The organism is Rhodococcus sp. H29-C3 (assembly GCF_030063405.1).
Classification (GTDB): domain Bacteria; phylum Actinomycetota; class Actinomycetes; order Mycobacteriales; family Mycobacteriaceae; genus Rhodococcoides.
The window spans coordinates 779667-801606 of the sequence record NZ_JASITC010000001.1; the positions used below are offsets into that span (position 1 = coordinate 779667).

Below are 21940 nucleotides of genomic sequence, written 5' to 3' on the forward strand. Positions count from 1 at the left end.
CTCGCTGGAAGATCACTCGGGCCCTTCTCCTCCACAGCGGAGAGGGGCCCGTGTGGTTCCACCACCCCCGGGGATCAGGCGAGGAGCTTTGCTTTCGCTGCCGCGAACTCGTTCTCGTCGAGCACCCCTGCATCGCGCAGCGCGGCCAGCTTCTGGATCTGGCCGACGAGGTCGTCCTCGGCTGGAGGTGCAGCTACTGGTGCAGCTACTGGTGGCGGTGGCGGTGGTGCCTGTTGTTGCTCCTCGCGCGATTGTCTGCGGCGATTCATCGCGTTGGACGTCGCGTTCGCCGTCCCCGCGACGACAGCGGTGCGGGCTACCGTTCCGAGTAGTCCCGGTCTGCCGACGCGTCCTCGTCCGAATACCATGTACTTCTCCTATACCAGCGCTGCAGCGAGCGCGATCTCGACTGTTTCCCGTGGAATTTGAACGTGCAGTGCGACTTCGCCACCTGCCGCGCGCGATGCGTTAGCGAAGGTTCGGGCCCAGGTCTGCTCGTAGACGAGAACTGCGGCGGAAGTCCCCGGTTCGAGGGACTCACGCACGACGTCGAGATCCTCATCGCTGATCAATGCCTTGGCTTCGAGCGAGAGGATCTCGAGACCCACGTCTTCGAGCTTCTCGTCGACATCGACCTGACGGTAAGTTCCGTCCGGTCTTCGTCCGATGAACACCAGATCGAGAAGCGACACCGAGCCTTGGGCGATCGCGCTTTGTAGCGCCTCGACCACCTTGGGATTTGCCCGATCACCGGGAAATGTCATGACCAACAGGCCAACCGGCCCTATGTCGAACACCGTCTCACTCATCGAAACGATATTTCCTTGCATTCGTCGACGACGGCATCATCCGACACGGGTGAATTCACCTGTTTCGGATGATGATCTTGCTCGAAGACAAGTGCGACACTGAGTCGCAAGACCCGCACCAATTTCTGTCGTCAGGAATTGCTCTTACTCGAAATGGAGTATCGAATCGTGGATTCGTTCTGGGATTTCCTCTGGCTGATCATCGTCAGCTTCGCATTCATCGCCTATCTCATGGTGCTGTTCTCGATCATCGGAGACTTGTTCAGGGATCACAAGAGCTCTGGATGGGTGAAGGCCATTTGGGTCTTCTTCCTGATCGTGGCACCGTTCATCACTGCGCTGATCTACCTGATCGCCAAGGGTGGCGATATGACCAAGCGTCAGGTGTCGGCCATGCAGCACGCGAGGGACGAACAAGAGCAGTACATCAAGCAGGTCGCTGGACGCACCTCCGCCGAGGAGATTGCACACGCCAAGGCACTTCTCGACAGTGGAACCATCACCGATGAGGAATTCTCGCAACTGAAGGTCAAGGCACTACAGTAGGCAGATTTCTTCGCATCTGAGCGAAAATGTATGGCATGTCATGCATTTCCGCTCACCTGCGAAGCCTCCGCACGAAAAGCCTCGATGACCGCGGCGACGGCCGGAAGCCTGTGTGCTCCCGGCCGCGTTGCGAGTTCGTAGATCCTCCCGGCCTTCACACCCTTCAACGGCAGTCGAACAAGCAGCGGATGCACCACCGCAAAACGTGGCATCAGCGCGACGCCGTGACCGCGAGCTACGAGCTCCTCTGTCACCCGAAAATCATTGATGCGCTGCACGACTCGCGGTTGCACTCCGGTAGCCGCCGCGACCGACAGCAATACGTCGTCGACCGGGAAGCCACCGCGCACGCTTATCCAGCGCTCTTCCGCCAGCTGGCGCAGATCTACCGAATCCTGCCCTGCCAGTGCATGATCGGGCGGCAACACCAGATCGATCGGTTCACGCATCAGCGGCACGACTTCGATGCGCATTGCCGCGGTCGCCGGGGCAACGTCATCACGATGAGTCAAGACGACGTCATAGTCCGCAAGAAGCGTCGGCACGGAAGATGCGGGGAGGTCCTCGTCGCTGGCGTCGACGCGGGTCCCGCTCTCGCTCAATCTGTCCAGCACACCAGGAAGCAGTAGCGCCGCGCCCGAAGGAAACAGCGCGACCCGCACGCGTCCACGCGGGGAGTTGCCGTACGAGGCCATCTCTGCGGCGGCCCTGTCCAACGCTGACACGACCTCGTCAGCGCGCAGCACGAGCGCATGCCCGGCGTCGGTCAATCGCAGCCTTCGGCCGTCGGGTTCCAACAGCGTCACGCCGGCTTCTTTGGCAAGCAACTTGAGCTGCTGGGACACCGCCGACGGCGTCAAGGACAGCGCCGAAGCCGCTGCCGCGACCGTCCCGCGGTCGGCCAGCTCCCGCAGGATCCGCAAGCGCTCGACATTCATGAAGCAAAGCTTAATCATTCATGTGGATTTATTAGATTGTGCTGATGTTTGCTAACGGTCACGATAGTGACCGTGAACAACCGCGATCGACTCCTCGGGCTCACCGTCGCGGTGCTCTGGGGACTCAACTTTCTTGCCATTCGGGTCGGCCTCGATCACTTCCCGCCGTTCTTCTTCGCCGGTCTTCGGTTTCTCGTGATCGCGATCCCGGTACTGCTGTTCGTTCGTCCGCCGAAGGTGCCGATCGCCTGGCTTCTGCTCTACGGGTTCGGCTTCGGATTTCTACAGTTCGCTTTTCTCTTCGCAGCGATGAATGCCGGGATGCCCACCGGGCTCGCATCACTCGTGCTGCAATCTTCGGCACCATTTACCATCGTCCTCGGTGCGCTGCTACTTCGTGAGCACGTCGGTCGCCGCCGAATAGTCGGTATCACCGTCGCCGTCGTGGGGATGGCCCTCATCGGTTGGGACCGAGCACAGGCCGCGTCGTTGCTGCCCGTCGTACTGACGTTGCTCGCCGGCCTCGGTTGGGCATTCGGCAACCTCGGCAACAGGCTTGCCAGGTCGACCGAACCGATGCGGCTCATGCTGTGGATGTGCGTGATCCCGCCGCTTCCGATGCTTGCACTCTCGGCTGCGGTAGAGGGACCATCCACGGGGTGGCGTGCCCTCGGTGACTCGTTCAGCTCGTCGGGTTGGCCGGCGCTCGCCGGTCTCACCTACATCGTGCTGCTGGGCACCATCGCCGGATCGGGCCTTTGGACGGTACTGATCAGCCGCCACCCCGCGGGTGTCATCGCACCGTTCTCCCTGCTCGTCCCCGTCGTCGGTATCGCCGGAGCGTGGACATTCCTCGACGAGGCCCCGAGCGCCCTATCACTGGTCGGAGCAGCCGTCGTCATCGGTGGCTGCCTCGGCGGAATGACCGGAACTCGGGGAACGACCGGGGCTGTGAGCCCCGGGCGTGATCGACCTCGACTCAGGGAATCTGAACCATGTCTTCCTGACCCCAGATTGCGCGCATCGAAGTGATCTTGCCCTCGTCGTCGAACTCCATCACATCGATCGGCGAGATCTCGAGCATCTTGTCACCGAACTTGGTTGTCAGCTTGAAGTGGAACGCAGCGGTGCTCGCCGCGATTCGCACCGTCAGCACCTCTCCGGTCTGCTCCATCGGTTCGACCACGGCATAGAACTCCCTGATCGATGCTTCGGTGGTCTTGACCTCGGTGCCGACTGGATCTTCCACCGTGGCGCCCTCGGCGTACAAAGCCAAGATGTCGTCGACAGTGCCGTGCGCGACGGCCTGAACGTATGCGTCGACCGTCTTGCGGATGACATCGGCAGTTGGAGCCATGAAAAGTAGTCCTTTCGTAGTTTTAGAACATGTTCTAGAAACCAAGATAGCGGTCCGGGGTGACTTCCGAGGAGAGTTCGTCGGCCAGTCTGTGCCAGACTCGGCGCATGGTTCGAGCGGGTGAGCGCAGAGCGGCGATAGGTGCACGCGGAAGGCTGGCACTACGAGCAGCCGACGCTGCAACGTGGGCGTCACGCAAGGCAGGCCGGGGCAAGGGATCGATGATCGGCGGCCTCGTCGCTCTCAAGATCGACCCGGACATACTGACCGGTCTCGGCTCCGGCCGTCGCACGGTCGTGGTGACGGGTACCAATGGAAAATCGACGACGACGCGAATGACGGCGGCAGCACTCGCTCCCCTCGGAGAAGTAGCCACCCAGGCCGACGGTGCCAACATGGATGCCGGAATCGTTGCGGCCCTGTTCGCCCACCTCGATGCTCCGATCGCTGCGCTGGAAGTGGACGAACTACACGTCCCCCACGTGTGCGACGCGGTATCCCCCGATGCTGTCGTACTACTGAACCTCAGCCGCGATCAGCTCGATCGCGTCGGCGAGATCAACATGATCGAGCGCAAGCTGCGCGCCGGTCTGGCACGGCACCCCGAGACCGTCGTCATCGCCAACTGTGACGACGTCCTCGTCACGTCAGCCGCGTTCGATGCCCCCAACGTCGTATGGGTGGCGGCAGGAGGCGGCTGGGCGGGAGACTCCGTCAGCTGCCCGAGGACCGGCGAACCGATCGTCTGGGACGGCGACCACTGGTACAGCACCGGCGGCGACGTCGGAAACGGCGTAGCCTTCGAGCGCCCGACACCCGACTGGTGGCTCGACGACGAAAATCTGTACGGGCCGAACAGTCTCAAGATTCCGATGACCCTGGCTCTGCCCGGTAGAGCCAACCGCGGTAACGCGGCTCAAGCCGTCGCCGCTGCCGTGACTCTCGGTGCGAGCGCGGTCGACGCCGTTGCCGCTGCGTCGGGAGTGGACGAGGTCGCCGGCCGCTACTCGACAGTCCAGTACGGACCTCATTCCGTGCGTCTGCTTCTCGCCAAGAATCCCGCGGGATGGCAGGAAGCCATGTCGATGATCGACCCCACCGTGGAGGGCCTGGTCATCGCCGTCAACGGTCAGGTTCCTGACGGGGAAGACCTCTCCTGGCTGTGGGACGTACGCTTCGAACATTTCGAGAACGTCGCCGTCGTCGCTTCCGGAGAACGCGCTACCGATCTGGGTGTGCGCCTGCTCTACGCCGGTTCCCCGCACACGACCGTGACAGATCCACTGAAGGCCATAGCATCCTGTCCGCCCGGACGCGTGGAAGTGCTGGCCAATTACACTGCGTTCCGCGACCTCGGCCGCGCGCTCGCACGCGAGGTGCACGATGTCTGAGTCCACCGTTCGGATCGGGCTCGTCCTGCCCGACGTCATGGGAACCTACGGCGACAACGGCAATGCGCTGATTCTCCGCCAGCGTCTTCGTATGCGCGGTATCGATGCCGAAGTAGTTCACATCACCCTGCAGGACCCTGTCCCCTCCTCTCTCGACGTCTACACCTTGGGCGGGGCCGAGGACTCAGCGCAGCGATTGGCGACGCGTCACCTCGCCCGATATCCCGGACTGCAGAATGCGGCCGCGCGAGGCGTTCCCGTCCTCGCGATCTGCGCGGCTATTCAGGTCCTCGGGCACTGGTACGAAACGTCTTCCGGCGAGCGCGTCGACGGCGTGTCACTGTTCGACGTCACCACCAAGCCACAGGCGACGCGGTCGATCGGTGAGGTCGTCACCGAACCTTTGCTCTCCGGGCTCACTTCACATTTGACCGGCTTCGAAAACCACCGTGGTGGAACGACACTCGGTGCCGACGCGTCTGCGCTCGGGAAAGTTACGCACGGTGTCGGCAACGGCGTCGGCGATGGACGCGAAGGCGTCGTACAAGGTTCGGTGATCGGGACGTACATGCACGGACCGGTACTCGCGCGCAATCCCGAGTTGGCGGACCATCTCCTCGAACGTGCGCTCGGATCGCCGCTGGCGCCGCTCGATCTCAACGAGGTCACCCAACTGCGGAAGGAGCGGCTCAGCCGCTAGGGTGTCTCGCTCGTCCTTGCCGAGGTCTTCGGGAGCGAACGCGCTGATCAGGTCAGAGCACCCGACGTCCCGTCAACGCCCGACCCAGGGTGAGCTCGTCCGCGAACTCGAGATCCCCACCCATCGGTAGCCCCGAGGCCAAACGGGTGATCGACAGACCTGGAAAGTCACGCATCGTCCTGGCAAGATACGTCGATGTCGCTTCGCCCTCGGTGTTCGGATCCGTGGCGATGATCACCTCGGATACGTCGACGCCGTCGTCCTGGTTTCCTATTCGCACCAACAACTCTCGAATGCGAAGCTGGTCAGGGCCGATGCCGTTCAAGGGATCGAGGGCGCCCCCCAGCACATGGTAACGGCCTTTGAACTCCCGCGTTCTTTCCACTGCCTGAACATCTTTGGGCTCTTCGACAACGCAGATGATGCTGCGATCCCGTCTCGGGTCGGCACAGATTCGACACAGTTCCTTTTCGGAGACGGTGCCACACACCGTGCAGAACTGGACGCCGTCGCGGACGCGTTGGAGTGCTTTCAAGAGCCGGTCGATGTCGGGTGGTTCCACGCTCAGCAGATGAAACGCAATGCGCTGAGCACTTTTGGGTCCGACACCTGGAAGTTTTCCGAGTTCGTCGATCAGATCCTGAACAGGACCTTCGTACACGTGTCGGCCCTAGAAGCCGGGAAGGCCGAGCGAACCGCCGCCGAGGCCACCAGTGAGCGGACCGAGCTTGTCTGCCGCTACGGTCTGGGCGGATTTCGACGCGTCGGCGATCGCACCGATGATCAGATCCTGCAGTGTTTCGACGTCGTCCGGGTCGACGACCTTCGGGTCGATCGTCAGGCCGACGAGTTCGCCTGTGCCCTTCACCGTTGCCGTGACCAATCCTCCGCCCGCCTGCCCGTTCACCTCGATCTCCGCGATCTGGGCTTGTGCGGCCATCAGTTGCTGCTGCATTTGCTGCGCCTGCTGCATGATCGACGCGATGTCGGGCTGCTCACCGGGTTGCACTGTGGGGGTCCTCTCGGTTCGGTTACACATCTCAGCCTAGCCGCGCCCCACTAAGGTGGCGCGGCCCAGCATCCATACACGTGAGTGTCGCCATACGGCGTTCTATCGAACTTCGCGCTCCAGGTTTGCCAAAGTCTGCGCCTGGATCTTCTTCAGTCCGAGCGGCGCGAAAGTTTTTTCGAAGAATCCGCCGATGCCGCCTGCGCCTTTCCACTCGGTCGTCGTCGTTACCTCGGATCCCGTACCGGACGGGGCGATCGCCCAGGTCGTGACCATCGTGGAGTTGGCGTCCCGCTCGGTGATCTTCGATCCCGCGACCGTCACGGTGGCCAGGACGTTGCGCGAGCGCTTCGAGGTGGCCTGCAGTGTCCACTTGGCCACTGTGCCGTCACCTTGACCGCCCTCGACAACCGCGTAGTCGAGATATTGCTCGGGAAGAATGCGCGGGCGCACCGTTTCGTAGTCGGAGAGCGCAGCCAATACCTTCTCGGCCCCCTGAGCGATGGTGATGGAGCTGCGTGCACTTACCTGAGCCATGTTCTGTCTCCTCCGATGAATCCGTTCAGGACCGAAGCACCATTCTGCCCACCCTTGCCGCTGCGCCGGCCCAGCGGTATGCGGCGGTGTGACAGGGTTCACCAACTTTTATTTAGCCGTGCAAAAGACATGCAAGACGCATCCATTTGACCGATTAGTCCGTTTCAGACGCTGCTTTCGCGCAACGTTTACGTGAAATTTTGCGTACGAGGCCGCATTCTCGGTGGCCCTCGACCTGCAGTAGAGATAGCGTCAGTCTGTGGCTTCCGCGAACGTGCTGACGAGACGACGACCCGAACCTCGAGAGATCGGATTCGCCGCGTATCGCGCCGGAGTCGGCGCAGTACTTGCAAGCTACCGAGCAATCCCCGAGGACGCGACGGTACGACTGGAGAAGAAGACCTCGAATCTCTTCCGAGCACGAGCAGGCTCGACCGCCCCCGGACTCGACGTATCGGGGCTGACCAGTGTCATCACGGTGAACCCGATGGACCGGACAGCCGATGTGGCCGGAATGTGCACCTACGAGGATTTGGTCGACGCGACGCTGCCGTACGGCCTGGCTCCGCTCGTCGTCCCGCAGCTCAAGACCATCACACTCGGCGGTGCTGTCACCGGCCTCGGAATCGAGAGCACCTCTTTCCGCAACGGACTTCCACATGAATCCGTTCTCGAGATCGACGTCCTCACCGGAAACGGCGAGATCATCACCGCCACACCGGACGGCGAGAACGCCGAACTGTTCCGGGGTTTCCCCAACTCGTACGGCACCCTCGGATACTCGACCCGACTGAAGATTCAACTCGAACCGGTAAAGCCGTTCGTCACTCTCCGTCACGTGCGCTTCCACGATCTCGACGCGATGCAGTCGACGATGGATACCATCGTTTCCGAGCGTGCGTACGACGGAATCGAAGTCCACTACCTCGACGGCGTCGTGTTCTCCGCCGACGAAAGCTACCTGACACTGGGTACCCAAACGGCCGAGCCCGGCCCCGTCAGCGAGTACCACGCCGGGCCCGACATCTTCTACCGCTCGATCCAGCACGACGGCCGCGAGCCGAAGACCGATCGAGTGACAATTCACGACTACCTGTGGCGTTGGGATACCGACTGGTTTTGGTGCTCACGCGCTTTCGGCACCCAGAACCCGAAAATTCGACGTCTTTGGCCGAAGAAGTATCGACGCTCCAGCTTCTACTGGAAGCTCATCGGCCTCGACCGCAAATACGATATCGCCGATCGCCTCGAGGCCCGCAAGGGAAGACCACCGCGAGAGCGCGTCGTTCAGGACGTCGAGGTTCCCATCGAGAACACCGCCCCGTTTCTGCGTTGGTTCCTCGACGAAATCCCCATCGAGCCATTGTGGTTGTGCCCGTTGCGCCTTCGTGATCCGACACCTGACGGCGCCGACGGTGCGCGACCATGGCCGTTGTATCCGCTCGAGCCCGAGAAGACCTACGTCAACATCGGCTTCTGGTCGTCGGTCCCCATCGTCCCCGGCCAACCGGAAGGTGCCACCAATCGTGCCATCGAACACAAGGTCACCGACTTCGATGGGCACAAATCGCTCTACTCGGATGCTTACTACTCCGAGGCAGAGTTTGCCGCGCTGTACGGCGGCGAGAAATTCGAAGAACTGAAGAAAAAGTACGATCCGAAGTCACGTCTGTTGGACATGTACTCGAAAGCGGTGCAAGGAAAATGACAACGTTGAAAGAACCCACCGGTAGCGACGCGAGCCGCACCCACAAGCTCACCATCTCGGAGATTCTCGAGCTGCTTTCCGACGGAAACATCCCCCTCCGTTTCAGCGCTTACGACGGCAGCGCCGCCGGACCCGAGGATGCCAGGCTCGGACTCAAGCTCAAGAGTCCGCGCGGCACCACCTACTTGGCGACCGCTCCGGGTGACCTCGGCATGGCCCGCGCCTACGTATCCGGCGACCTCGAGGCGCAGGGCGTACATCCGGGAGACCCCTACGAGTTGTTGCGCGTGATGGGAGACGAGCTGCACTTCCGCAGGCCGTCCGCCCTCACACTCGCCACGATCACCCGCTCTCTGGGCTGGGACCTGTTGCGTCCCATCGCGCCGCCGCCCCAGGAGGCGATTCCACGGTGGCGTCGCATCGCGGAGGGCTTGCGGCACTCCAAGACTCGTGATGCCGAGTCGATCTCGCACCACTACGACGTGTCGAATACGTTCTACGAGTACGTACTCGGAGAATCGATGACCTACACATGTGCCGCATACACCTCACCGGAGCAGTCCCTCGAGGATGCACAGGAGAACAAGTACCGGCTGGTGTTCGAGAAGCTCGGATTGAAGGAAGGCGACCGACTGCTCGATATCGGTTGCGGCTGGGGCTCGATGGTCCGCTATGCCGCACGGCGTGGCGTCAAGGTCATCGGCGCGACTCTTTCACGCGAGCAAGCAGACTGGGCGCAGAAGGCCATCGCCGACGAAGGGCTCTCCGAACTCGCCGAGGTTCGCTTCTCCGACTACCGCGACATCGCCGAGACCGGTTTCGATGCGGTGTCTTCGATCGGCCTCACCGAGCACATCGGGGTGAGCAACTATCCAGCGTATTTCGGCTTCATCCAGTCGAAGTTGCGCGACGGTGGTCGAGTGCTCAATCACAGCATCACCCGCCCCGACAATCGAAGCCACGCCAAAGCCGGATCGTTCATCGACAGGTACGTCTTTCCGGACGGTGAGCTGACCGGCTCGGGGCGCATCATCAGCGAGATGCAGGATGTCGGCCTCGAGGTGCGGCACGAGGAGAGCCTCCGCGAGCACTATGCCCTCACGCTGGCCGCGTGGTGCCGCAATCTCGTCGACAACTGGGACGCGTGCGTCGCCGAAGCCGGTGAAGGAACCGCCCGCATCTGGGGCCTCTACATGGCCGGCTCCCGTCTTGGATTCGAACGCAATGTCGTTCAGCTGCACCAGGTCCTGGGCGTCAAGCTCGGGCCCAAGGGTGAAGCAGGGCTGCCACTGCGACCCTGGTGGGATGCCTAGGCAGCTTCCGTAGACAGGTGAGTAAAACCTCTAGACCCGAGGACTGTAGTGCTTCGGATCGTTCCGCTCACCGATCGGCGGAAGATTGCGTGCCGGGGTTTGGGGTAGCGCCGCGTCGACCGGAATACGTCCGGTCGCGCGGTCCAGGCCGGCTCGCCCTCGCGGGTGCATACGGTATCGCCGAGGTATCACGGCGAACGCCTTGTCGATCAGCTTTCCCACGACCGAGAAAATTCGTTCGTCACGCTCGGTCCAGTTGTAGCCCAGAAGATCTCGTATCGATTGGTCGTAGAGTCCGACGGTAAGCCACACGAAACCTCGCGCGACCGGTCGCCGGAGAACGCCCCAGATCGGCGCTGGAATCCACGACGCGTACGGCGGTGGCCCCAGCCCCGACAGATCAAGGACGTCGCGAGTGGCCTTGTTGTCTTCCAATACCTCGCGGCACATATACCTCCAGTACACCTGGAAGTCTTCCCATGTCTCGGGCACCGGGCGCATGCTCATCCCGTACAAGCGGTACCACTGAACATGTTCGGTGAACAGTTGGCGCTTCTGTTCTTCGTCGAGGCCACCCATGAAGTGGTCCGCCGTCAGAACGGTCCCCATGAAGAACGTTGCGTGTGCCCAGTAGAAGGTATCCGGGTCGAGCGCGTGATAGCGCCTGCCTTTGGCGTCGATACCTTTGATGTTGTCGTGATATCCGCGGACGGCCAGCGCAGTTCGTTCGGCCCGGTCGCCGTCGAAGACCACGCCGCCGATCGGATACAACGATCGGTACAAGCGCTGCCAGCGTTCGTCGAAGAAAATCGAATGCTCCTCGACGCCCGCTCCGAGTCCGGGATGCATGTTCTGCATGGATCCGGCCCATACCCCCTGCAGCATTCCGCGCCAATCGCCGAAGTACTTCCACGTCAACGATTCGGGCCCCAGCGGAATCGGCCGATCCACCCCAGACTGACTACACATGTTGTCAGACTAGGATTCGACAACATCCGTAGTCAAGAGGGCAAGGAGACCGGTGAACATCGACGAACGCCGAAAACACCGATACGCGACGCTACTCGACGCCGGTGTTGCACTCCTCGGATCCCCGGGCGGACCCGCAATCAGCGTCCGTGCGGCCTGCCGGAGCGCCTCCCTGACCGAGCGATACTTCTACGAGAGCTTCACCGACCGCGACGAGTACGTCCGAGCCGTCTACGCACACGTCGGCGTTCAGGCCCGTGCTGCCATCGAAACCGCCGTCGCGATCTCCACCGAGGAGAACAGGGCCGCCGCACCGGTTCGCGCCTTCGTCGAACTGGTCCTCGACAATCCCGCCGTAGGCCGAGTATTGCTGCTGGCACCACTGTCCGAGCCTGCCATCAGCCGAAGCGGAACTGCCCTCGTCCCTACCTTCGTCGACCTGGTTCGTGCGGAATTGACCGACCTCGACGCCGAAGATCAACACCTGGTCGCCATCGGTGTCGTGGGAGCGCTCACCTCGTTGTTCGTCGGATACCTCGACGGAACAGTCACCACGACACGGGAGAAGTTTCTCGCTCACTGCGTCCGCCTCGTCGCCGATGCCGGACGAACAGCCCGCCAGCACTCCGCTCGCGTGCCATGATCGGATGAGAGCAGATCACCAGAGCATCGCGTCGCACAACAAGGGAGCCGAAAGTGTCCGATCTCGAGCAGTCGTTTCAGCAGGCCCAGATCGACGTGAAGACGCTGACCTCCAAGCCCAGCAACGACGACCTTCTCAGCCTGTATTCATTGTTCAAGCAAGGTTCGAAAGGCGATGCCGAGGGTAAGCGGCCCGGAAGACTCGACATGGTCAATCGCGCCAAATTCGACGCATGGGCGAAGCTCGAAGGAACGAGCCAGGATTCGGCGAAACAGTCCTACGTGGACTTGGTTGCCAGGATGCTCGGCAAGTAGCAGCGTCGCCCGACCCGAAAGGACCAGCATGGAGCGTCACGAAACAGAGCTCGACATCGGCACACCGAAGACTCATGCTGCGGGCCTGACCGCCGTCGCAGTGTCGATGAAGCGCGCGCTCGGCCATATGGGTCCGGTTCGGACGGCGAAGACGCTTCTCGACCTCAATCAGGCCGAGGGCTTCGACTGCATGAGTTGCGCATGGCCGGATCCCGACCCCGGCCATCGGCACGTCGCCGAGTTCTGCGAAAACGGCGCCAAGGCGGTGGCCGAAGAAGCGACGACGACGCGTGCGACCCCTGAGTTCTTCGCAGCTCACACCATTGACGACCTGGACGGCCACACCGAACACTGGCTCGGGCAGCAGGGGCGAATCACCCATCCGATGGTGAAGCGGCCAGGCAGCCGGCATTACGAATCGATCGAGTGGGACGACGCGTTCCGGCTCATCGGCGAGGAACTTCGATCGCTCCCCGATCCCAATGAGGCAATTTTCTACACCTCGGGTCGAGCATCGAACGAATCAGCTTTCACCTACCAACTTTTCGCGCGGGCATTCGGTACCAACAATCTGCCCGACTGTTCCAACATGTGCCACGAGTCCACCTCGATCGCGTTGCAGGAGACCATCGGCATCGGTAAGGCCAGCGTGACGCTCGACGACGTATACGACGCCGAACTGATCATCCTCGCCGGCCAGAACCCGGGCACCAACCATCCCCGCATGCTGTCGGCGCTGGAGAAGGCGAAGCAGAACGGCGCGAAGATCCTCTCGATCAACCCACTGCGTGAAGCCGGTTTGGTGAACTTCAAGAACCCGCAGACCGTCCGCGGAATGGTCGGTCCCGGTACGGACCTTTCCGACATGCATCTGCCGATCAAAATCAACGGAGATCTGGCGCTGTTCCAGGCGTTCGGATCGTTGCTCGTCGAATGGGATGCACTCGACCACGAATTCGTCGAGGCCCACACTGCGGGCTTCGATGCATGGCACGAGAACGTGCGTGCTCTCGACTGGGAGGTCGTCACCGAATCCACCGGATTGACAAGGGAAGTCATCACCGAGGCGGCACGTATGCTTCGTGATTCGAAGGCCACCGTCTTCTGCTGGGCCATGGGTTTGACCCAACACCGCAACGCCGTCGCCACCATCAAGGAACTCACCAATCTGGCTCTGGCACAGGGCAATATCGGCAAGGCCGGTGCCGGCCTGCTGCCCGTACGCGGACACTCCAACGTGCAGGGTGATCGCACCATGGGGATCTGGGAGCGAGTCCCGCAGCACTTCCTCGACTCCATCGAGGCAGAGTTCGGTTTCGATCCACCGCGCGAGAACGGTCTCGACACAGTCGACTCGATCCGCGCGATGCGTGACGGTAAAGCCCATTTCTTCCTCGGACTCGGCGGCAATTTCGTCCAGGCGACGCCGGACAGCGACGTCACCTTCGAGGCCATGCGCGGTATGCGCATGACCGTGCACATCTCGACGAAAATCAACCGTTCGCACCTCGTCTGTGGCGAGACTGCGCTCATCCTCCCGACACTCGGCCGCACCGAGCAGGACGTGCAAGCCTCGGGCCCACAGTGGATTTCCGTCGAGGACTCCACCTGCTCGGTGCACTCTTCCCGCGGTCCGCTGAAGCCTGCCAGTGCGCACCTTCGATCCGAGGTGGCCATCCTCACCGGCATCGCCGAGGCCACCTTGGGCGACCGCCATGACATCGACTGGAAGGGCATGCGCGAGGACTACCGAAACATCCGCACGCACATCTCTCGCGTCGTACCGGGGTGTGAAGGGTACGAGGTCAACGTTCGCAGGCCAGGCGGATTCGTTCTCCCACATCCACCGCGAGATTCGCGAACCTTCGAAACCGACTCCGGGCGAGGCGAATTCACTGCCTTGCCGATCGACGTTCTACAGGTCCCGGACGGCCACCTACTGCTCCAGACGCTACGAAGCCACGATCAGTTCAACACGACGATCTACGGCCTGAGCGATCGCTACCGAGGAATCGAAGGCGGCCGACGCGTCGTGTTCGTCCACCGCGAGGACATCGCCGCACTCGGCTGTCGGGACGGCGAGTACGTCGACCTCGTCACCAAATGGGACGACGACGACATCGAGCGGAGTGCGCCGTACTTCCGGATCGTCGAATACGACACCCCTCGCGGGTGCGCCGCGGCGTACTACCCGGAGACCAATCCGTTGGTTCCCCTGGACTCGACGGCGGTGGGAAGCAACTGTCCGACATCGAAATCGGTCGTCATCAAGCTCGTTCCTGCCGGGACTGCCGGGACTGCCGGCACCGAGGGCCACGGTCGCCAGGACGGCATGGGGTCCGACGAGGCTCACAAGTCCCATCCGCAACCGCATCATCTGAGTTAGGCGCCCGTCCTTACCTCGCCACGGTGTTCGGAGAGGCCCACAGGCCTACCCGTTCGAGATGTGCTGTCAACCGCTCGGCCCCGTCCACGAACTGACGACACATCTGCTCACCGACCGCATCGAGGTCACCTCGCCTCAGTGCATCGATGAGGATCTCGTGGCTCAGGACGGACTCGGTGCCCCATGCCGGGTCGGACGCATAAAGTCTGGCCGGCGTGTAACGGATCGCGCCGAAGAGAAACCACGCGAGCTTCGAACCACCCGCGACTCGGTTGATGAAACGATGGAATTCGAATTCGCACGACTCGATTGCGTCGGGGTTCGCCTGCTCCACTGCCTCGCGTAGCCCAGCATTGAGATGGGTCAGCTGTTCGATCTGAAGCGCGGTGATCACTCGGGCCGCTCGACGTGCCAACTTGGTTGCGATCGTGCCCTGCAGCCAGAAGATGTCGTCGATGTCCTCCCTGGAGAGATCTCCGACGCGGTAGCCACGGTGCGGCACTTGCTCGACGAGGCCTTCTCCACGAAGGGAGACGAGCGCTTCCCGCACCGGAGTCGCGCTCACCCCGAGCTCCATCGCCGTCTCGTCGATTCGGACGAACTGTCCCGGCCGGAGGGCCCCGGACATGATCTGCCCTCGAATGCGTCCGGCGACTTCCTCCGACAGCTGTGGTCTGCGGCGGAGTGTGGATGCGACCATCAGAGTCCGTAGGTCTTGCCGATGATGTCGCGCTGCACACGAGTGCCCGCCTCGTGCCTACAGAAGGCCGCTACGGCCTGGGCGAACGACGATTGCCCCTGGGTGAAATCCGTACTCATCGCGGTGCTCCTGATCTCGATTCGTGAGGAACAGGCCCATCCGAATCACAAGGGGTTGTCGCTACCGATTGCGGCACATAGTGTGAGCCAAACAACAGTAAATTACATCAAATATATGTGATGTGATGATGAGAGCGGGAGGATTTCGGCCGATGACGGACCAGGTCACGCAGATGAAAGTTCCAACGTTCGACAGTCTCGATCCGAGGACAGGCGATGTGCTGGCCAGCTATCCGATCGCCGACGACGCTGCAGTCCAGGCCGCCGTCGACCGCGCTCGGGCCGCTTCTCGGTGGTGGGATATTCAGGGTTTCAGCGGACGTAAGAATTGGTTGCTCGAATTCAAGAACGCGATCGCCAAGGATGCGCAGAGCCTTGCCGCGGTCATCTCCGCCGAGAGCGGCAAGCCGGATGAGGATGCGATTCTCGAGGTCATGATGGCCGTCGAACACATCGATTGGGCTGCACGGAACGCCGAGAAGACGCTCGAGCAGCGCAAGGTGTCCTCGGGACTGATCAGCGCCAATCAGAAGGCCTATGTCGGCTACCGGCCGTTCGGTGTCGTCGGAGTCATCGGGCCGTGGAACTACCCGCTATACACCCCGATGGGTTCCATCGCGTACTCACTCGCGGCCGGCAACGCGGTGGTGTTCAAACCCAGCGAGCTCACCCCGGGTGTCGGTGTGTGGCTGGCAAAGAAGTGGGAGTCCCTCGCACCGGCACAACTGGTATTCCAGACCGTCACCGGTGACGGATCGACCGGAGCAGCACTGTGTACTGCGGGAGTCGACAAGATCGCCTTCACCGGGTCCACGGCCACCGCCAAGAAGGTCATGGCCACGTGCGCACAGTCGCTGACCCCGCTCGTCGCCGAATGCGGCGGCAAGGATGCAATGCTCGTCGACGTTGACGCCGATCTCGATGCAGCCGTGGAGTTTGCAGCATTCGGTGCGATGGGCAATGCAGGTCAGACGTGCGCGGGTGTCGAGCGGATCTATGTCGCGGCTCCGGTGTACGAGGACTTCGTCGACAAACTTGCTGCGGCAGTATCAGCGTTGAAGCCCGGCGGTACCGGATCCTCCTCGTACGGTCCGATGACCCTCGGTAAGCAGAGCGACATCGTCCGAGGCCAGATCGAAGATGCTCTGGCCAAAGGCGCGCGTGCTGTCGTCGGTGGCCTCGAATCGCTGCACGGCCCGTACATCGACCCTGTCATTCTCACCGACGTTCCCGAGAATTCTACTGCGATCACGGAGGAGACCTTCGGCCCTACGGTGGTCGTGAACAAGGTTCGTGATCTCGACGAAGGTATCGAACGCGCCAACGCATCGGTGTACGGACTCGGCGCCTCGGTCTTCACCAAGGACACCGAGGCCGGACGACGAGCAGCGGAAAGACTCGATTGCGGCGTCGTGACGGTCAATTCCGTCCTCGGGTTCGCCGGCATTCCTGCTTTGCCGTTCGGTGGTACCGGCGATTCCGGTTTCGGTCGCATCCACGGCGCCGACGGACTCCGCGAGTTCAGCACCGTCAAATCCCTTGCCGTACAGCAATTTGCGATACCACTGAAGCTACTCACGTTGAACCGCAAGGCACGTGACATGAAGATCTCGAAACTGATGCTCAAACTGCGGCACGGGAGAGGCTGACATGGATGTCACTCCCAAGCGTGGCCGGTACGGGTGGTTGCGGCGAATAGAGGAACTCGATCCGAAAGTGGACAACCACGAGATCCATCTCATCACCGCAGGCTGCGAATTTCCATGGGACTACCAACGCGCTCTCGAATTTGCCCTGTTCCGGACATACTGTGTCCCGACCATCTCCGAACTGCTGGAGAAGACAGGCGAATTCGAGAATCGACCACAGAAGCGCTATGACGACACATCGCTCCTGATGGCGGAGATGCTCGAGCACGGCTACGACTCCGAGAGGGGACGCGAGTCACTGCGGACGATCAATCGAATGCACGGCAAGTACGACATCGACAACGACGATTTGCTCTATGTCCTGACCACATTCATCTACGAGCCGATCGATTGGATCGACCGATACGGCTGGCGTCGGCTGCACCCGAAGGAACGCCTGGCCACGTTCCACTTCTACCGCGAAGTCGGAATTCGTATGGGTATCAAGAATATTCCGGAGTCCTACACCGAATTCGCGCGATTCAAGCTCGACTACGAAGAGCGCACGTTCCGGTACACCGAGGACAACCACCGCGTCGGGAAGTACACCCTCGACTTGTTCTGCTCATGGTTTCCGACGGCACTGCATCCGGCGGTACGGCAAGGTGTCTATGCGCTGATGGACGACAAGATGGCGCACGCGTTCGGCTTCCCGGCCGGCTCACCGACTCTGCGTCGCATCGCGGTAGCGAGTTTGCGCGCCAAAGCGCGCGGGGAACGATTCATGCCCAAGCGTAGGCATTCGAGAACCACCGACGATTCGAAGAACAAGACGTACCCCGGCTACCCGCGCGGCTACCGTCCGAGCCAGCTCGGCGCGCTCGCCGACCCACCGACGTGTCCGTACACACCCGAACGCAGTGTCGGTCCACGAGCGGAGCAACCCACGACACTCTGACCGGTGAAGATCGCCAGTAGCCGCCGAGTGCGGTTCGAAACAACTGGAACAACCAGGTTCGTCGCCACGCCCTGATGAATCCGGACGGGCTCGCGCTGAGATTCCTCGGCGAATCCATTACCTGGCACAAGCTTTCCGACCGGGTCGCGAGATTCGCCGGCGTCCTGAGTCGACGAGGTGTCGGCGCCGGGGATCGCGTCATGATCCTCATGCTCAACCGCCCCGAATACCTCGAATCGGTGCTGGCAATCAATGCGCTCGGCGCGCTGGCAGTGCCCGTGAACTTCAGGATGACCGCACCTGAGGTCGCGTTCCTGGCCGACAACAGCGGTGCGACGCTACTCGTCACCGACGAGCCACTCTCTCGACTTGCCGAAGCAGTTGCAGCACAATCGGATTCCTTGGCAGCAACGATCACGGCCGGTGAGGAGTACGAGAGACTGCTCGTCGACGCCGATCACGCTGCACCCGTCGACGTCCCCGATGATGCACCGGCATTGATCATGTACACCTCCGGCACCACCGGCCGACCGAAAGGCGCTGTGCTGACCCACGCCAACATGCAGGCGCAAGCACTGACGTGCATTCGCGCACTGCAGATGCACGGAGTGGACGAAATCGGCTTCTGTGCGTCACCGATGTTTCACATCGCGGCCCTCGGCAGCTTGGCCCCGAGTCTGCTGCTGGGGGTCCCGACAGTCATCTACCCAGTCGGCGCATTCGATCCTGCAGCGCTGCTGGATGTCCTGGAATACGAGGAAGTCACCACACTGTTCCTCGTGCCCGTGCAGTGGCAAGCGATATGTGCCGAGCAATCGCGAGCGCCACGCGCGGTGAAGCTTCGCGTCATATCCTGGGGCGCTGCCCCGGCGTCGGACACCATCCTGAGGTCCATGTCGGCAACGTTCCCCGATGCACTCAACGTCGCGGTTTTCGGCCAGACCGAGATGTCACCCATCACCTGCGTTCTCGACGGAGCGGATGCGCTGCGCAAGCTCGGTTCCGTCGGACGCGTCATCGCCACTGTTTCGGCCCGTGTGGTCGACGACGACATGCACGACGTCGCTCGCGGAGAGATCGGTGAGATCGTCTACCGGGGCCCTACTCTCATGCGCGAGTACTGGCAGAACCCCGACGCCACAGCCGACGCGTTCGGCGGTGGCTGGTTCCACTCCGGCGACCTGGTCCGTCAAGACGACGAAGGTTTCGTCTTCGTCGTCGACCGCAAGAAGGACATGATCATCTCCGGCGGTGAGAACATCTACTGCGCCGAGGTGGAAAACGTCCTCTTCTCACATCCACGGATCCGCGAAGCCGCAGTCATCGGGCGAACCGACGAGACCTGGGGAGAAGTACCCGTGGCCGTAGTTGCATTGACCGACGCGGGCGGGGCCCCGGATCTGACTCTGGAGGAACTCGTGGACTGGCTGGGCGAGCACCTCGCACGGTACAAACATCCGAAGGAGCTCGTGGTTGTCGACGCCCTCCCTCGCAACGCCAGCGGCAAGGTCGTCAAAGTCGCTCTCCGAAGCTCGTACTCACCCGCCGATGCGAACTGACCGGATGACGAGCCTGAGCGGCTTTACGCGCTACCGACACCGCTGGCTACTGGCGTCAGCTGGCCCGAAGTGACACAGTTGCCGAGATCCGGATCCGCCCAACTGCTGGTCGGGGCGTACCCCGAAAGCGAAAGGACGTAGCCTGGCGGTGAAGGATCGGTGGCTCACTTCGAATGACACGTGTGTCGTTCGAAAAGATTGTCCGAGCCACCAGGCACGATGCAAGAGGGTCCCGACCATGTCATTGAGCGACGGGTCACCACTATCGAGGAGATAAGGCCATGGCTTTACCAGTATTGACTCCGGAACAGCGCACCGCGGCGTTGGCCAAGGCGGCCGAGGCACGTACCGCCAGGTCGAAGCTGCTGGCCGCCGTCAAGTCCGGCGAGCTGAGCGTTGCTGACGTTCTCGCAAAGGCCGAGGGCGACGAGATCGTCAAGAAGACCAAGGTCTCCGCACTGATCAAGGCACTTCCAGGTGTCGGTTCGGTGCGCGCCGCACAGCTGCTCGAGCAGCTGTCGATCGCAGACACCCGCCGTATCGGTGGACTCGGCGCCAACCAGCGTGAAGCACTGCTGGCCGCTGTCGCGTCCTGATCGAGGGGCTCTAGGCGGTACGGGTCATACCGACTGGGGTTAGCATTCCCCTATGAATGTCGAAGTGACCCTGCTGCCCGGGATCGGGGTGCGGAAGGACTTCGCCCTCGCATCTGGGCGTCGTATCGGAGTCATCACCCGCAAGGACGGCGTGAACGAGCTGATCGTTTCGCGCATGGATGATCCCGACGCGACACAGGCGTCCATCACACTGAGCAATGAGGAAGCGGCGGCGCTGGGCAATTTGCTCGGCACGCCGCAACTCATTGCTCAGCTCGGGGAAGAACACCGTGAACTTCCCGGCATCAACACACGGCAGCTCCGCATCAAAGAGGGCTCGCGATTCGACGGCCGAACTCTCGGCGACACCACGATGCGCACCAAGACAGGTGTATCCATCGTCGCGGTCATGCGCGCAGGCCAGGTCCAACCGTCACCCAATCCTGACTTCCTGATCGTCTCCGGCGATCTACTCGTTGCGGTCGGTACGGCAGAGGGACTGGATGCAGCCGCCAAGCTGCTCGGCAATGTGTGCGAACAACAATGCATAAGAACAAACAGGGCTGATTCCCTGTGGCCGAGAGCGCACTTGCGCTGACCGAACTCGGGGCAGTGTTCTTCGCACTCGGCCTCCTCGCCAGACTCGCCGGACGCATCGGCGTCTCACCGATTCCCTTCTATCTCCTCGGCGGCCTCTGCTTCGGCAACGGCGGCTTCATCACGCTCGACGGCATCGACGAGTTCAGCGAACTGGCCAGCGAGATCGGCGTCATTCTCCTGCTATTACTGCTAGGGCTCGAGTACACCGCCACCGAGCTCGTCACCGGGCTTCGCAGGTCATGGATGGCGGGGGTCGTCGACATCGTCCTCAACTTCGCGCCGGGAGCCGTGGTCGCGCTCATGCTCGGCTGGGGTGGCGTGGGCGCCCTCGTTCTCGGCGGCGTCACATACATCTCGTCCTCGGGCATCATCGCCAAAGTTCTCACCGATCTGGGCCGTCTCGGTAACCGCGAAACACCCGTCGTCCTCTCCATTCTCGTGTTCGAGGACCTCGCGATGGCGATCTACCTGCCGATACTGACAACAGTCCTAGCCGGAGTCGGCATCTTGGGCGGCTTCGGGGCAGTCGGAATCTCACTGCTCGTCATCACCGTGGTGCTTGTGATCGCGCTCAGATACGGACGCTTCGTCTCTGCCGTCGTCGACAGCCCTGACCGCGAGGTGGTCCTGCTCACGGTCCTCGGCTCCGCCTTGGTCGTAGCCGGCATCGCCTCCGAGTTACAGGTATCGGCAGCAGTCGGCGCCTTTTTGCTCGGCATCGCCATCTCTGGTTCGACCGCGGACAACGCGACCCGCATCCTCGAACCGCTACGCGACCTCTTCGCCGCCATGTTCTTCGTCGTGTTCGGCCTGAATACGGACCCCTCGACCATTCCGCCCGTCCTCGGCTGGGCCGTCGTCCTGGCCGTGGCAACCACGATCACCAAGGTCATGACGGGTGCCTGGGCCGCTGGTCGGCAAGGCATCGGTAGGCCTGGACAGCTCCGCGCGGGTGCAGCTCTGGTCGCGCGCGGCGAGTTCTCGATAGTCATCGCGGGACTCGCTGTTGCGGCCGGCGCCGTCGACGGCGAACTGGCTGCTCTCGCGACCGCGTACGTGCTGTTGATGGCGGTACTCGGACCGGTCGCTGCACGCGTGGTCGAGCCCCTTACGAAAATGTTGATCCGGCCCCGGAGTTGAGTGCAGACCTACACACTGTG

Annotated in this window: 23 protein-coding genes and 1 pseudogene; 15 read left to right on the forward strand and 9 right to left on the reverse strand. The window is 62.1% G+C overall.

Annotation, left to right across the window (positions count from 1 at the left end):
• Nucleotides 1-74 precede the first annotated feature (74 nt).
• Nucleotides 75-368, reverse strand: coding sequence for an SHOCT domain-containing protein (locus QMK32_RS03815; protein WP_283473064.1), 294 nt, complete (start codon nt 366-368; stop codon nt 75-77).
• 9 nt (nt 369-377) lie between these two features.
• Nucleotides 378-809, reverse strand: coding sequence for a DUF6325 family protein (locus QMK32_RS03820; protein WP_269302287.1), 432 nt, complete (start codon nt 807-809; stop codon nt 378-380).
• A gap of 153 nt (nt 810-962) precedes the next feature.
• Here QMK32_RS03820 and QMK32_RS03825 point away from each other — a divergent pair, with 153 nt between their 5' ends.
• Nucleotides 963-1355, forward strand: coding sequence for an SHOCT domain-containing protein (locus QMK32_RS03825; RefSeq protein WP_502943515.1), 393 nt, complete (start codon nt 963-965; stop codon nt 1353-1355).
• Between the two features lie 38 nt (nt 1356-1393).
• On the opposite strand, the gene QMK32_RS03830 is transcribed toward QMK32_RS03825, so the two are convergent.
• On the reverse strand, nt 1394-2293 hold the full coding sequence (locus QMK32_RS03830) for a LysR family transcriptional regulator (protein WP_269302284.1): 900 nt from the start codon (nt 2291-2293) through the stop codon (nt 1394-1396).
• 72 nt (nt 2294-2365) lie between these two features.
• Here QMK32_RS03830 and QMK32_RS03835 point away from each other — a divergent pair, with 72 nt between their 5' ends.
• Nucleotides 2366-3325 (forward strand): EamA family transporter, encoded by a 960-nt coding sequence (locus tag QMK32_RS03835; protein ID WP_283473183.1) that lies wholly within the window; start codon nt 2366-2368, stop codon nt 3323-3325.
• On the opposite strand, the gene QMK32_RS03840 is transcribed toward QMK32_RS03835, so the two are convergent.
• Complete coding sequence (locus QMK32_RS03840) at nt 3273-3650, reverse strand: nuclear transport factor 2 family protein (protein ID WP_269302282.1); 378 nt, start codon at nt 3648-3650, stop codon at nt 3273-3275. The two genes, QMK32_RS03835 and QMK32_RS03840, sit on opposite strands and share 53 nt — an antisense overlap.
• A 107-nt stretch (nt 3651-3757) precedes the next feature.
• Here QMK32_RS03840 and QMK32_RS03845 point away from each other — a divergent pair, with 107 nt between their 5' ends.
• Together QMK32_RS03845 and QMK32_RS03850 are read left to right on the forward strand one after the other, a co-directional pair.
• Nucleotides 3758-5041 carry a Mur ligase family protein gene (locus QMK32_RS03845; protein WP_269302280.1) on the forward strand — a complete coding sequence of 428 codons (1284 nt, stop codon included), beginning with the start codon at nt 3758-3760 and terminating at the stop codon, nt 5039-5041.
• Nucleotides 5034-5741, forward strand: a complete 708-nt coding sequence (locus tag QMK32_RS03850; RefSeq protein ID WP_283473067.1) for a type 1 glutamine amidotransferase — start codon at nt 5034-5036, stop codon at nt 5739-5741. Before QMK32_RS03845 ends, QMK32_RS03850 begins: the two co-directional genes overlap by 8 nt.
• Before the next feature lie 52 nt (nt 5742-5793).
• Here QMK32_RS03850 and recR read toward each other — a convergent pair whose 3' ends face one another.
• The 3 genes from recR to QMK32_RS03865 form a co-directional block, all read right to left on the reverse strand.
• Nucleotides 5794-6402: a recombination mediator RecR gene (gene recR, locus QMK32_RS03855; protein ID WP_283473068.1), complete on the reverse strand. Its 609-nt coding sequence runs from the start codon at nt 6400-6402 to the stop codon at nt 5794-5796.
• 9 nt (nt 6403-6411) lie between these two features.
• Nucleotides 6412-6750, reverse strand: a complete 339-nt coding sequence (locus QMK32_RS03860; RefSeq protein ID WP_088942966.1) for a YbaB/EbfC family nucleoid-associated protein — start codon at nt 6748-6750, stop codon at nt 6412-6414.
• Between the two features lie 102 nt (nt 6751-6852).
• The gene (locus tag QMK32_RS03865; RefSeq protein WP_283473070.1) at nt 6853-7287 is read right to left on the reverse strand and encodes an SRPBCC family protein; all 435 of its coding nucleotides are present in this window, start codon (nt 7285-7287) and stop codon (nt 6853-6855) included.
• Between the two features lie 307 nt (nt 7288-7594).
• Between QMK32_RS03865 and QMK32_RS03870 the strand changes: the two genes are divergently transcribed.
• Both QMK32_RS03870 and QMK32_RS03875 read left to right on the forward strand, forming a co-directional pair.
• The gene (locus QMK32_RS03870) at nt 7595-8995 is read left to right on the forward strand and encodes an FAD-binding oxidoreductase (RefSeq protein ID WP_283473184.1); all 1401 of its coding nucleotides are present in this window, start codon (nt 7595-7597) and stop codon (nt 8993-8995) included.
• Nucleotides 8992-10308 (forward strand): class I SAM-dependent methyltransferase, encoded by a 1317-nt coding sequence (locus QMK32_RS03875; RefSeq protein WP_283473072.1) that lies wholly within the window; start codon nt 8992-8994, stop codon nt 10306-10308. The genes QMK32_RS03870 and QMK32_RS03875 overlap by 4 nt, the downstream gene beginning before the upstream one ends.
• Nucleotides 10309-10338: 30 nt before the next feature.
• Here the strand turns inward: QMK32_RS03875 and QMK32_RS03880 are convergent, their stop codons facing one another.
• Nucleotides 10339-11277 (reverse strand): oxygenase MpaB family protein, encoded by a 939-nt coding sequence (locus QMK32_RS03880; RefSeq protein ID WP_283473073.1) that lies wholly within the window; start codon nt 11275-11277, stop codon nt 10339-10341.
• A gap of 52 nt (nt 11278-11329) precedes the next feature.
• Between QMK32_RS03880 and QMK32_RS03885 the strand changes: the two genes are divergently transcribed.
• From QMK32_RS03885 to QMK32_RS03895, 3 genes are read left to right on the forward strand one after another with little or no spacing between them, the layout of a single operon-like run.
• On the forward strand, nt 11330-11920 hold the full coding sequence (locus QMK32_RS03885; protein WP_283473074.1) for a TetR/AcrR family transcriptional regulator: 591 nt from the start codon (nt 11330-11332) through the stop codon (nt 11918-11920).
• A gap of 53 nt (nt 11921-11973) precedes the next feature.
• Nucleotides 11974-12234, forward strand: coding sequence for an acyl-CoA-binding protein (locus tag QMK32_RS03890; RefSeq protein WP_269302268.1), 261 nt, complete (start codon nt 11974-11976; stop codon nt 12232-12234).
• Nucleotides 12235-12262: 28 nt separating this feature from the next.
• Nucleotides 12263-14620 carry an FdhF/YdeP family oxidoreductase gene (locus QMK32_RS03895; RefSeq protein WP_283473075.1) on the forward strand — a complete coding sequence of 786 codons (2358 nt, stop codon included), beginning with the start codon at nt 12263-12265 and terminating at the stop codon, nt 14618-14620.
• 10 nt (nt 14621-14630) lie between these two features.
• Here QMK32_RS03895 and QMK32_RS03900 read toward each other — a convergent pair whose 3' ends face one another.
• Nucleotides 14631-15320 (reverse strand): GntR family transcriptional regulator, encoded by a 690-nt coding sequence (locus QMK32_RS03900; protein WP_283473076.1) that lies wholly within the window; start codon nt 15318-15320, stop codon nt 14631-14633.
• Between the two features lie 271 nt (nt 15321-15591).
• Here QMK32_RS03900 and QMK32_RS03905 point away from each other — a divergent pair, with 271 nt between their 5' ends.
• The 6 genes and pseudogenes from QMK32_RS03905 to QMK32_RS03930 all read left to right on the forward strand — a co-directional run bounded on the left by QMK32_RS03905 (nt 15592) and on the right by QMK32_RS03930 (nt 21920).
• Nucleotides 15592-17088, forward strand: a complete 1497-nt coding sequence (locus tag QMK32_RS03905) for an aldehyde dehydrogenase family protein (protein WP_283473078.1) — start codon at nt 15592-15594, stop codon at nt 17086-17088.
• Between the two features lies 1 nt (nt 17089).
• Entirely contained in the window at nt 17090-18025 is a 936-nt protein-coding gene (locus QMK32_RS03910; protein WP_283473080.1) for an oxygenase MpaB family protein, read from the forward strand.
• Between the two features lie 35 nt (nt 18026-18060).
• Nucleotides 18061-19584: pseudogene (fadD5, locus tag QMK32_RS03915) on the forward strand (fatty-acid--CoA ligase FadD5); the annotation flags it as partial.
• Nucleotides 19585-19865: 281 nt separating this feature from the next.
• Nucleotides 19866-20180 carry an integration host factor, actinobacterial type gene (mihF, locus tag QMK32_RS03920; protein ID WP_084345684.1) on the forward strand — a complete coding sequence of 105 codons (315 nt, stop codon included), beginning with the start codon at nt 19866-19868 and terminating at the stop codon, nt 20178-20180.
• A gap of 52 nt (nt 20181-20232) precedes the next feature.
• The gene (locus QMK32_RS03925) at nt 20233-20778 is read left to right on the forward strand and encodes a cation:proton antiporter regulatory subunit (protein ID WP_283473081.1); all 546 of its coding nucleotides are present in this window, start codon (nt 20233-20235) and stop codon (nt 20776-20778) included.
• A complete protein-coding gene (locus QMK32_RS03930; RefSeq protein ID WP_269302254.1) occupies nt 20754-21920 on the forward strand; it encodes a cation:proton antiporter in 1167 nt (388 codons plus the stop codon). The genes QMK32_RS03925 and QMK32_RS03930 overlap by 25 nt, the downstream gene beginning before the upstream one ends.
• Nucleotides 21921-21940: the final 20 nt, after the last annotated feature.

Coding starts and splice junctions, on each gene's coding strand:
- QMK32_RS03815 (WP_283473064.1), bottom strand. CDS start 368: ATGGTATTCGGACGAGGACGCGTCGGCAGACCGGGACTACTCGGAACG.
- QMK32_RS03820 (WP_269302287.1), bottom strand. CDS start 809: ATGAGTGAGACGGTGTTCGACATAGGGCCGGTTGGCCTGTTGGTCATG.
- QMK32_RS03825 (WP_502943515.1), top strand. CDS start 963: ATGGAGTATCGAATCGTGGATTCGTTCTGGGATTTCCTCTGGCTGATC.
- QMK32_RS03830 (WP_269302284.1), bottom strand. CDS start 2,293: ATGAATGTCGAGCGCTTGCGGATCCTGCGGGAGCTGGCCGACCGCGGG.
- QMK32_RS03840 (WP_269302282.1), bottom strand. CDS start 3,650: ATGGCTCCAACTGCCGATGTCATCCGCAAGACGGTCGACGCATACGTT.
- QMK32_RS03845 (WP_269302280.1), top strand. CDS start 3,758: ATGGTTCGAGCGGGTGAGCGCAGAGCGGCGATAGGTGCACGCGGAAGG.
- QMK32_RS03850 (WP_283473067.1), top strand. CDS start 5,034: ATGTCTGAGTCCACCGTTCGGATCGGGCTCGTCCTGCCCGACGTCATG.
- QMK32_RS03865 (WP_283473070.1), bottom strand. CDS start 7,287: ATGGCTCAGGTAAGTGCACGCAGCTCCATCACCATCGCTCAGGGGGCC.
- QMK32_RS03875 (WP_283473072.1), top strand. CDS start 8,992: ATGACAACGTTGAAAGAACCCACCGGTAGCGACGCGAGCCGCACCCAC.
- QMK32_RS03880 (WP_283473073.1), bottom strand. CDS start 11,277: ATGTGTAGTCAGTCTGGGGTGGATCGGCCGATTCCGCTGGGGCCCGAA.
- QMK32_RS03895 (WP_283473075.1), top strand. CDS start 12,263: ATGGAGCGTCACGAAACAGAGCTCGACATCGGCACACCGAAGACTCAT.
- QMK32_RS03900 (WP_283473076.1), bottom strand. CDS start 15,320: ATGGTCGCATCCACACTCCGCCGCAGACCACAGCTGTCGGAGGAAGTC.
- QMK32_RS03905 (WP_283473078.1), top strand. CDS start 15,592: ATGACGGACCAGGTCACGCAGATGAAAGTTCCAACGTTCGACAGTCTC.
- QMK32_RS03910 (WP_283473080.1), top strand. CDS start 17,090: ATGGATGTCACTCCCAAGCGTGGCCGGTACGGGTGGTTGCGGCGAATA.
- mihF (WP_084345684.1), top strand. CDS start 19,866: ATGGCTTTACCAGTATTGACTCCGGAACAGCGCACCGCGGCGTTGGCC.
- QMK32_RS03925 (WP_283473081.1), top strand. CDS start 20,233: ATGAATGTCGAAGTGACCCTGCTGCCCGGGATCGGGGTGCGGAAGGAC.